Genomic DNA, 9,896 nt, shown 5'->3' with positions numbered 1-9,896 from the left:
CGATGCGAGATCCTCGCCGTCGACGTAGATCTTGCCGGAGGTGGCCGTCTCGAGGCCGGCGAGCATGCGCAGCAACGTCGACTTGCCGCAGCCCGAGCTGCCGAGCAGTGCGAACAGCTCGTTCTTTACGATCGTCAGGTTCACGTTGTCGACGGCGGTGCTGTCGCCGAATTTCTTCACGACGTTCTCGATGCGCACGAACGCGTCGTGCGCGCGCCGGCTGTCGTGGCAATCGTGGCTATCGTGGCGGACACCGGCCGCAGCCGGCGTGTCGAGCTGGATGTGGTTCATGGCCCGGCTCCTCAACCGCCGGACTTCAGCTGCAGCCACTGGCGGTTCTGCATCCGCGCGATCTCCGCGCTGCGCGGCATCGCCAGCGCCGTCTTTGCAAGCATGCTGTCGGACAGGTAGACGTTCGGGTCCTGCGCGATCGCCGGCGTGACGAACGCCCGCGCGGCCTGGTTCGCGCTCGGATAGAAGATCTCGTTCGTGATGGCAGCGTTGGCCTTCGGATCCTCGATGTAGTTGATCCACTTCAGCGCCGCTTCCGGATGCGGCGCATCCTTCGGGATCGCCATCACGTCGAACCACAGCAGGCCGCCTTCCTTCGGGTTCACGTAGCGGATCTCGTACGCGCGCTTTGCGTCGAGCGTGCGCCGGCGCGCGACGCTGACGTCGCCGGACCAGCCGAGCGCGACGCATACGTCGTTGTTCGCCAGATCGTCCGCGTAGCCGGCCGAGCTGAACTGCGTGACATACGGACGGATCTTCTTCAGCACGTCATACGCGGCCTGGTAGTCGGACGGGTTCTTGCTGTTCGGATCCTTGCCGAGGTATTGCAGCGCGGCCGCGAACGCGGCGTCCGGCGCATCGAGCAGCGACACGCCGCAGCCCTTCAGCTTCGACACGATCGCCGGATCGAACAGCAATGCCCAGCTGTCGGCCGGCGCGCTGTCGCCAAGCCGCTTCCTGATGGCTTCGACGTTCAAGCCGATGCCCGTCGTGCCCCACGCCCACGGCACACCGTACTGGTTGCCCGGATCGACCTTCGCGATCATCTTCATCAGCGCCGGGTCGAGGTTCGCGAGGTTCGGGAGCCTCGACTTGTCGAGCTTCTGGTACACGCCAGCCTGGATCTGCTGCGCGAGATAGTTCGACGTCGGCACGACGATGTCGTAGCCCGAGCTGCCGGCGAGCAGCTTGGTCTGCAGCGTGTCGTCGCTGTCGTAGCTGTCGTAGCGGACCTTGACGCCGGTCAGCTTCTCGAAGTTCGGCACCGTGTCCTTCGCGACATACTCGGACCAGTTGTAGATGTTCAGATTGGTGTCGCCGGCGTTGGCCGGCTGGCTTGCCGCGAACGCGAGGCCGGCCGATGCAGCGAGCACGGTGCGGATCACCGCGCAGCGACGAAAACGGGCACGCATGGACATTCTCCTGGTGGTGTGAACCGGCGCGCTCCGCGCGCTGCGGGTGCCGCCGGCAAGCAAGGTCGTGAGTGGTTACGGCGTGTGAGGTACTTTAGGGATCGCGGTGCGCACCGTCTGTCCCGGAAAGGAAGGACAAACGCCGTCGTCCCCGGCGGCCGTTTGGGTGGATTCCCGTGTAGGCACGTGAAATTTTTCGTGTTACCTGTAGCGCCACCCGAACCCCGCCAGATACCGACGTGATGAATGCCGCGCTCCCCTCCCCCGATCTCCAGCTCAGTCAGGTCGCATTCGTGACGGAGACACTCGGCAACGTCGCGCAGGCAGTCGGCACGCCGCAGTTCATGCAGGCCGTGTACGAAAGCCTCGTGCGCTATGCGGACTTCGACGCCGTGCACCTCGATTACGAACGGGTGGCGCCGGCCGGGCAGCGCAGCGTCGGGTGGATCGGCAGTTTCGGCAGCGAACCCGAACTCGTGTCGCAGGTGATGCGCCACTACTACCGCAGCTACGCGAGCGAGGATGCGACGTACGACAGCATCGGCGGCGAGCGCGACGTGCAACTGCTCCAGGTCTCCGCGCAGAAGGTCGCGAGCGAGCTTCGTCAGCAGTTCTTCGATATCGGGGACATCCACGACGAGTGCGTGGTCGCCGGCGTGACGAACGGCACGCGCTATTCGATCTCGATGGCGCGCTCGCGGCGCCTGCCGCCGTTCTCGCTGAAGGAGCTGAGCCTGCTGAAGCAACTTGCGCACGTCGTGCTGCCGCTTGCAGCGGCCCACAAACGGCTGCTCGGCTCGATCTCGCTCGACGACGGCGGCCAGGACATGTCGGACAACAACCTGCTCGCGCAATGGCTGCCGAGTGCGCAGGGCAAGCTGACTTCGCGCGAGATGCACGTCTGCTCGTCGTTCATCCAGGGCATGACGACGCCGGCGATCGCGCAATCGATGGGACTCAAGCCGTCGACGGTCGACACCTATGCGAAGCGCGCGTTCGCGAAGCTCGGGGTCGAGTCGCGGCGGCAGTTGATGGCGCTGGTGTTGAAGAGCGCGCCGCCGAGGGCCGGCGGCGACGTGTAGCGATACCGTTCGCGTCGATCATCGGCGCGATCATGGCTCCAGCAAAGTGATAAACCGTGGGTCTAAACCTGGAGCCAGGCCTGTCGTAACGTGTGCGTCTTCACGAACATCGACGAGGCACCCCACCATGGCCGACACCGCAACGACACCCCCGTCCCCACGCACCCGCGTGCGCCGCATCGCGGCGCTCGGCCGCTACGGCAAGGTGCGCGCCGCCGGCCCTGAAGATGCGGACTCCGACATGTCGCGACCCGTGTGGGCCGGCGTGCTGCCGATGGCGCTGCAGCCCGGGACGCCCGTCGCCGACGCCGCGCCGGGTGGCACCCCCGAGTACGTGCAGCACTGGGAGGCACTCGCGCGTCAGCCGCGATAGCAGCGTGCCGCGATCCGCCGGCGCGGAATGCACGGCTATGACGCCACGCCCGAGCGAGTCGGCACCCCCGACACGATCGTCGCAACCGCAACGGCCAGCACGACCGCCGCGCCGATGAACACGCCCGCCGCGCCGTTCGCGTCGAACACCACGCCGCCCGCCGCCGCACCGGTCGCGATCGCGAGCTGGACCGCCGCGACGATCAGGCCGCCCGCGCTCTCGGCCTCGTCCGGCACCGTGCGGGTGACCCACGTCGACCACGCGACCGGCACGCCGCCGAACGCCATCCCCCACAATGCGACCAGCACCGCGTCGATCGCCGGCGCACGCCCGAGCGCGACCAGCGCGACGCCGAGCACGACCATCGACGCGGGCATCGCGATCAGCATCGGCCGCAGCCGGTGCTCGAGCACGCGGCCCGCGAGCGACGTGCCGACGAAGTTCGCGACGCCGTAGCCGAGCAGGATCGCCGACAGCCCGTTCACGCCGACGCCCGCGACCTGCTCGAGGAACGGCCGCAGATACGTGAAGAAGGCGAAATGCCCGGTGAACACGAGCGTCGTCGCGAACATCCCGAGGCCGACCGTCGGCCGCCGCAGCACGTCGACCAGCGTGCGCAGCCGTGTCGTGCCGGACGGCGCCATGCGCGGCAGCGTCGCGACCTGCGACGCGAACGCGACGACGCCGAGCACGGCTGCGATCAGGAACACGTTGCGCCAGCCGATCAGGTGACCGAAGTAACTGCCGAGCGGCGCGGCGGCGATCGTCGCGACGGCCACGCCGCTGAAGATGATCGACAGCGCGCGCGGCACCATCGCCGTCGGTACCAGCCGCATCGCGGTGGCGGTCGACATCGTCCAGAAGCCACCGAGCGCGATGCCGAGCAGCACGCGGCCGATCAGGATCGTCGTCAGGTCCGTCGCGAACGCGACGGCGAGGTTCGACACAATCAGCAGCAGCGAGAACGCGAGCAGCACGCGCCGCCGGTCGATCGTGCGCGTCGCGGCGGCGATCAGCAGGCTCGTCACGAGCGCGACCGTCGCGGTTGCCGTGACCGCCTGCCCCGCGACGCCCTCCGTCACGCCGAGGCTGTCGGCCATCGGCGTGAGCAGGCTCGCGGGCAGGAATTCCGCGGTGACGAGCCCGAACACGCCGAGCGTCATCGCGAACACCGCGCCCCACGCGGGCTCGCGCGCGGTGGCCGTCGTGCCGGCGGCCCCGATGCCGGGATTCATTTGTTGTTCCATTCCGATAGGAAAAAAAGTGCCAGTGACAGCGCATCGTAAGAGACGACGTCAGGACGGTCTATGACATACAATCCGAAAATCTTGATCAATCGTCCGGAACCGATGGCCGATCCGCTCTCCCCCGCCGCCCCCGACACCGTGCACGACCTCGTCAGCGAGTTGCTGCTCGGGATGCGCCTGAGCGGCGTCGAATACCGCCGCATCCAGATCGCGCGGCCGTTCGGCGTGCGCTTCGACAACGCACCGGGCCGCGCGCAGTTTCACTTCGTCGGGCGCGGGCCCGTGCTGCTGCGCGATGCCGAAGGCGTGACCGTGCGGCTCGAAGCCGGCGACGCGATCCTGCTGCCGCACGGTGGCATGCATGCGCTCGTGTCCGATCCCGATGCGTCGTGCCGCGCGATCGACGGCTTCGCGGCCGCGAAGCTCTGCGCGACGGTCGCGTCGGTCGACACGGCGAAGCACGCGGGCACGTGTGCGGGCGCCGCCGCCGCAGACGCCGACGACGCGCTGATCTTCAGCGGCTGCATGGAACTCGATCTCGGCAGCATGCAGCCGCTCGTCACGACGATGCCGCCGGTGATGCACGTCGGCACGCTGCTCGCCCGTTATCCGGAGATCCGGCCGATGCTCGATGCGATGGAGCGCGAGTCCTGCACCGCGCGCGCGGGCTTCGCGGGCATCCTCGCGCGGCTCGCGGATGTCGTCGCCGCGTTCATCGTGCGCGGCTGGGTCGAGTGCGGGTGCGGCGATGCGGCGGGCTGGGTGCAGGCGTTGCGCGAGCCGAAGCTCGGCCGCGCGATCGTCGCGCTGCATCGCGACCCGGGCCGCAGCTGGAGCGTCGCCGAGCTGGCGGCCGAGGCCGGCGTGTCGCGCTCGGTGTTCGCCGAGCGGTTTCTCGCGGCCACCGGGATGACGCCCGTGCGCTACCTGACCGAGTTGCGGATGCGGCTCGCCGCGCAATGGATTGCGCGCGACCGCGAAGCAATCGAGACGGTCGCGTACCGGCTCGGCTACGGGTCGCTCGCCGCGTTCAGCCGCGCGTTCAAGCGGGTGGTCGGCCGGCCGCCTGGTGCGGTGCGGGCTGACGGTGGCGCGGGCGACAACGCGTCCTGATCGGCAAGCCACAGGCCGCCTGCCGCTAGCCCCACGCTAACCAGCCCCGCGCCGCCGTCCGCCCAACACGTCAGCCGCCTGCCGCCCGCCGCCCGCCGCCCGCCGCCTGCCCGCCCGCCGCCCGCCGCCTGCCCGCCCGCCGCCCGCCGCCAGCCCCGCGCCGCCCTCCACGCGCCACGTCAGCCGGCCCGTTCCTCGAGCTTGTCGATCAGCGCCGTCGCGCATCGCACCGCCAGCTCCGCGCTCTGTTCGACGTCCACCGTCGCACCGGCCGACAGGTTGCCCTGCACGATCCGGCCCAGGATCTCCTTCGCGAGATCGCCGATTTCGTAGTCACGTTCGGTCATGATTCACCTCCTGTGCGCCCGTCGGACCGGACGCTCCATTGACGTCAGGCCGGCGCACCCGCGTGTGCCGGCCGCTCCGCAGGCGTGCGCTGCGCCTTCGCCCGCACGACGATCTGCGCCTGCGTATCCCGCTCGATCCGCTCGAGCGACGCGCGCAGCGCCGCGTAGTCGTCCGGCGCGCACACCTGGCCGCCGAACCGCGCACGCAGCCGCCGCGTGATCTGCACGACGTTCGCGCTCGCGTCGAACACATAGTGCGACGCGAACTCAACGAAGCGGTCGCGCACCGCCGCGTCCGCCGGCACGTCGGTCACGGCGACGTCGGCCGGCAGCGCGATCTGCGCGGTTTCGTCGAACTCGCCGCCGATGCACACCCACGGCTGCGTGCGCACCGGCTCCGCGAGCCAGCCCTGCACCTGGGTCGCGATCCCGCCCGTCAGGCTCGACAGCGCCGGCACCGCGGTCGTGCCGTCCGGCCACACGACGTGGTCGAGCGTGCCCGTCATCGTCACGCCGAACGGCCCGTCCGTCTCCGCGCGGTCGGTCGTGACGAGCTGCGCGGTGCCGCGCAGCCCGCTCTGCCGCAAGCGCTCGGCGGCCAGCAGCCGGACCTGGTCGACGGTCGCGCGGCGGAACACGCTGCGTTCGAGCTCGGCCGTCCAGCCTTCGTCCTCGACATACGACTGGTAGCGCTGCGCATCCATCCGCGACGCGTCGATCACGAGGCGCGCGGTGCGCGTGCGCGGCTGCGTCGCCGGCGTGCGCGACAGCACGCCGTCGTCCACCCGCAGCGCCGGCCGGTCCATCACGATCGGCGGCAGGTAGCCGAACGCGATGCCGCCCGTCGTCGTGTCCGCATACAGCCCGAGGTCGGGCAGCCACGTGATCGCGTGATTGATCGCGCCGCCGCCGTAGCCGGGCACCGACGGCAGCGTATAGACGGAGCCGAGATTCAGCAGCACGGGCTCGCTGCGGATGCCGACCGCCGCGAGCAGCGCGCCGAACAGCGCGACGTGATCCTTGCAGTCGCCATAGCGGTTGCGCAGGATGTCGGTCACGCGATGCGGCGCGGCCGCCGTTTCGCCGAGAAACAGCGCGACGTAGCGCACGTTCCGATGCACCCAGTCGTACAGGATGCGCGCCTTGCCGCGCGGGTCGGGCGCGCTCGCGGTGAGCGCCTGCGCGAGCTGCACGAGCGCCGGATCCTGCGCGCTCGGATCGGCCGCCGCATGCCGGTAGCGCGCCGCAAACGACGCATAGTCGGGCAGCGTCGACACCATCAGCCGGTCGCCGTCGGTCGGATAGCCGACCGCGCCGTTCTCGACGCGCGGATACGTGCCGTGGCGATAGTCGAACTCGTAGCGCGTGCGGCCGTTCGCGGTCACCGGCGGCAGCGCGACGTAGCCGCGCGCGTCCGCATGGAGCGGCAGGTCGGCCGGCAGGTCGAAAATCAGCCGCTGGCTGTCGACCGGCTCGCGCGACGGCTCGACGAAGTAGCCGAAGTAGCCGGGATTGAGTGGCCGCGTGCGCACCTTGTGGAACGCGACGCGGGTGCGCGATCCGGCTTCGACGCCCGGAAACACGACGGTGCGCAGCACACCGTCCTCGAACGTTGGCGCACCGGCGGAGCGCGGCTCCTGCACGTCGCGGATCGCATCGGGGCCGACCGGGCGCGCGACGCCGTCGGGATCGATCGTCTCGGCCGCGGTGAGGTCGACCTTCTCGAGATCCTTGTCGTACCACACGTAGCGTTGCGCGATCGCGTCGATCCCGCTCGCGGTGTTCGCGCGCAGCGTCGCATCGTCGTCTTCGGCGAGCGAGCCGTCGCGCTGGATCACGAACACGTGGACATCGCTTTCGAGCGTGGTCGGCGCTTCGTCGCCCGCATCGGTGCCGACGCTGGCCGGCGCCGCGTGCGCCGCCGCGCAGCACGTCGCCGCGCACGCAAGCGTGAAAGCGATCAGTCTGATATCAAATCGCGCCACATCGACCCTCTCCGCGCCGTTCGTATCGGCATGCCGTGGGGAACGACGCCGTGGGCGCCGTTGCCGGTGCCGGTGCCGGTGCCATTGCCGTGCCGGGAGACCGCGCGATGCCGTCCCCGTTCAGGCCAGTGTGTGTGACCTACCCGCACGCGTCAAGCGAGGCCATGCGTGCCGGATTACCGGGCATTCCGCGCATCGGGTGACCGGATCGCCGGTTCGGCATCCCGCGGCAACCGCCGCGCGGCTCGACCGAGGGATTGCCCGGTATCGTGGTTTATATCACGTCGTGATAAATAATTCGAACAGGCCTCGCTGACCGTGCACGCCCGAAGAATTGGCGGAAACGACAGGTCCGAAGCAGGCAGTCGGAGTAGGAATGACGGTCGCCCATCACCCCCTCCACAGATCCGTACGTGCGGAATTACCGCATACGGCTCCTGCCTTGGGTCGTAACGATCAGACGTTGGTTCGGATAGGGGTGGCATATATGGACGAGGGGCAACCAGTGCGCGGCGAGACGACTCATACGTTGCCCCGTCAGGCGATGCTTCTGACTGCGACGGCGCAGAGTGCGGTACCACACCCGCCCGACCGCTTGGCGAAACTGCCCGATGCGCGTGCCGTTACGGGGCACCCCGAAGTAGCGCGTATGCCCGCTCACTACCGCTCGCAGGTAGCGTCCCTGTTCCGCGATGGTTTGGTGCATACGCCGGCGCAGTTGCTCCTTGACCGCCAGCAGCTTGGCTCGCATGCGCTTCGCGCTGGTCATCCGCAGGACCGTGAACTTCCCTTTGCGGGTCTTTCCGCAGCAGTGCGTGAAGCCCAGGAAGTCGAAGGTCGACGGTTTGCTCCCGCCGCGGCGTCGACAGTTCTGACGCGCGAAGCGTCCAAACTCGATCAACCGCGTCTTGCCCTCGTGCAGCTTCAGGCCGAATCGGGCCAGCCGCTCGGTCACCTCGCGCTGGAAGCGCTCGGCGTCCCTCAGATGCTGGAACCCCGCGACCCAATCATCGGCATAGCGCACAACGATCATGTCGCCTTCAGCCTGCCGCGCACGCCACTGCCTCACCCACAGGTCGAACGCATAGTGCAGGTAGACGTTCGACAACAGCGGCGAGATGCTGCCGCCCTGAACGGTTCCGACCTCACTCAGCATCAACCTGCCGTCTTCCAGCACACCGGCGTGCAGCCACTTCTTGATGAGCCGCACAACCCGTGTGTCCGCTACCCGGTGCTCGAGGAACCTGATCAGCCAGTCGTGTTCGATTGTGTCGTAAAACTTGCTGATGTCGGCATCGAGTATCCAGTTCACTTTCCTGCGCTCGACCCCCACGCTCACGGCGTCCAGCGCGTTGTGCGCGCTCTTGCCGGGACGGAAGCCGTAGCTGAACCCGATGAAGTCCTGCTCGTAGATCGCGTTGAGCACCTCGACCGTGGCGAGCTGGACGAGTTTGTCCTCCAGCGCCGGCACGCCCAGCGGGCGCTTGCTGCCGTCTGCCTTGTCGATGTACACGCGCCTCACAGGCTGGGGCCGGTAAGCCCCTCGGGCCAGCCGGTCAGACAGATCCTGAAGTCGTGCTTCAAGGTCCAGCCCGTACGACTGCCACGTCTGGCCGTCTACCCCGGCCGCCGCCTTGCGCTCCAGCGCGAAGTAAGCAGCCCGCAGGCGTTCGACTGCGTAGATGTGATGCATCAGGGTGGTGAACTTCGCACCCGGTCGGCCTTTGGCCGTCTGTCGTATGCCGTCGAGCGCCGTTCCCATGTCGTATTCCCGCCCCAATCTGCGGGACATGCGCGCTGCGACTGCATTGCCCTTGGCCTGCCGCCTTCCCTCCACCGTCTCCGCCACCGTGGGAGTTTCACCCTCGACTTTGTTCGACGGCTTCTGCGGTACTACGCAGCAGTCCGACTTCCCGCGCTCATGACTCATCGTCGTACGCCCTCAGGCTTCACGATGCGCACTGTGCCCACCGCTTCCCAGCGGGGCGCAGTAGAGCGCGGGATCTCCCGGTTCCCGAGCAAAGTGCTTCCGCGCGTGCGCGGGGTCTCTGACCGCGCGGGGCCCGGTGCCGCCTCGCCAATGCGGCAGCACCGGTGTGGCCTTCGGCGTTCTCCTACCACCTCGGCACCCCGGTCATCCCATGACTCTCGCCACGGGGCATGTATTTCGCGGCTCAATACCCGGCCCACGCGTACCCCTGAAAATCATCTAGCGGGCCTCCCCCGCCGCCCTGACGGGCGACGGGGTTAAAGTGAGTTTGCCCAACCGCTTTAACCGAAGGGAGGCCCGAAATGAAATATTGCGGCATTGACCTGCATTCGAAC

8 protein-coding genes and 1 pseudogene are annotated in these 9,896 nt (G+C 68.5%); 3 read left to right on the top strand and 6 right to left on the bottom strand.

Annotated features, from left to right (window positions below; genetic code table 11):
- Positions 1 to 291: ATP-binding cassette domain-containing protein (locus DID96_RS36915; protein WP_124604170.1), on the bottom strand; the 291-nt coding region annotated here is incomplete at its 3' end.
- A gap of 11 nt (positions 292 to 302) precedes the next feature.
- Positions 303 to 1,424: a polyamine ABC transporter substrate-binding protein gene (locus DID96_RS36910; protein WP_124604168.1), complete on the bottom strand. Its 1,122-nt coding sequence runs from the start codon at positions 1,422 to 1,424 to the stop codon at positions 303 to 305.
- A gap of 242 nt (positions 1,425 to 1,666) precedes the next feature.
- Here DID96_RS36910 and DID96_RS36905 point away from each other — a divergent pair, with 242 nt between their 5' ends.
- Together DID96_RS36905 and DID96_RS36900 are read left to right on the top strand one after the other, a co-directional pair.
- Positions 1,667 to 2,506, top strand: coding sequence for a helix-turn-helix transcriptional regulator (locus DID96_RS36905; protein ID WP_124604166.1), 840 nt, complete (start codon positions 1,667 to 1,669; stop codon positions 2,504 to 2,506).
- 127 nt (positions 2,507 to 2,633) lie between these two features.
- On the top strand, positions 2,634 to 2,879 hold the full coding sequence (locus tag DID96_RS36900; protein WP_124604164.1) for a hypothetical protein: 246 nt from the start codon (positions 2,634 to 2,636) through the stop codon (positions 2,877 to 2,879).
- A gap of 35 nt (positions 2,880 to 2,914) precedes the next feature.
- Here the strand turns inward: DID96_RS36900 and DID96_RS36895 are convergent, their stop codons facing one another.
- The gene (locus DID96_RS36895; protein ID WP_124604162.1) at positions 2,915 to 4,114 is read right to left on the bottom strand and encodes an MFS transporter; all 1,200 of its coding nucleotides are present in this window, start codon (positions 4,112 to 4,114) and stop codon (positions 2,915 to 2,917) included.
- Between the two features lie 72 nt (positions 4,115 to 4,186).
- Here DID96_RS36895 and DID96_RS36890 point away from each other — a divergent pair, with 72 nt between their 5' ends.
- Complete coding sequence (locus DID96_RS36890; RefSeq protein ID WP_124604160.1) at positions 4,187 to 5,239, top strand: AraC family transcriptional regulator; 1,053 nt, start codon at positions 4,187 to 4,189, stop codon at positions 5,237 to 5,239.
- 179 nt (positions 5,240 to 5,418) lie between these two features.
- Here DID96_RS36890 and DID96_RS38595 read toward each other — a convergent pair whose 3' ends face one another.
- The 3 genes and pseudogenes from DID96_RS38595 to ltrA form a co-directional block, all read right to left on the bottom strand.
- Positions 5,419 to 5,586, bottom strand: coding sequence for a hypothetical protein (locus DID96_RS38595; protein ID WP_185732491.1), 168 nt, complete (start codon positions 5,584 to 5,586; stop codon positions 5,419 to 5,421).
- Positions 5,587 to 5,630: 44 nt separating this feature from the next.
- Positions 5,631 to 7,571 (bottom strand): DUF3857 and transglutaminase domain-containing protein, encoded by a 1,941-nt coding sequence (locus tag DID96_RS36880; RefSeq protein WP_124604158.1) that lies wholly within the window; start codon positions 7,569 to 7,571, stop codon positions 5,631 to 5,633.
- 425 nt (positions 7,572 to 7,996) lie between these two features.
- A pseudogene (ltrA, locus tag DID96_RS36875) lies at positions 7,997 to 9,501 on the bottom strand (group II intron reverse transcriptase/maturase); the annotation flags it as partial.
- Positions 9,502 to 9,896: the final 395 nt, after the last annotated feature.

This window comes from Burkholderia sp. Bp8963, from assembly GCF_003854275.1.
Classification (GTDB): Bacteria; Pseudomonadota; Gammaproteobacteria; order Burkholderiales; family Burkholderiaceae; genus Burkholderia.
This window is presented reverse-complemented; position numbering and strand designations above follow the sequence as displayed.

Excerpts from the sequence above, each read along its gene's own strand:
- DID96_RS38595 (WP_185732491.1), bottom strand. The coding sequence starts at position 5,586 with ATGACCGAACGTGACTACGAAATCGGCGATCTCGCGAAGGAGATCCTG.
- DID96_RS36910 (WP_124604168.1), bottom strand. The coding sequence starts at position 1,424 with ATGCGTGCCCGTTTTCGTCGCTGCGCGGTGATCCGCACCGTGCTCGCT.
- DID96_RS36890 (WP_124604160.1), top strand. The coding sequence starts at position 4,187 with ATGACATACAATCCGAAAATCTTGATCAATCGTCCGGAACCGATGGCC.
- DID96_RS36900 (WP_124604164.1), top strand. The coding sequence starts at position 2,634 with ATGGCCGACACCGCAACGACACCCCCGTCCCCACGCACCCGCGTGCGC.
- DID96_RS36905 (WP_124604166.1), top strand. The coding sequence starts at position 1,667 with ATGAATGCCGCGCTCCCCTCCCCCGATCTCCAGCTCAGTCAGGTCGCA.
- DID96_RS36895 (WP_124604162.1), bottom strand. The coding sequence starts at position 4,114 with ATGAATCCCGGCATCGGGGCCGCCGGCACGACGGCCACCGCGCGCGAG.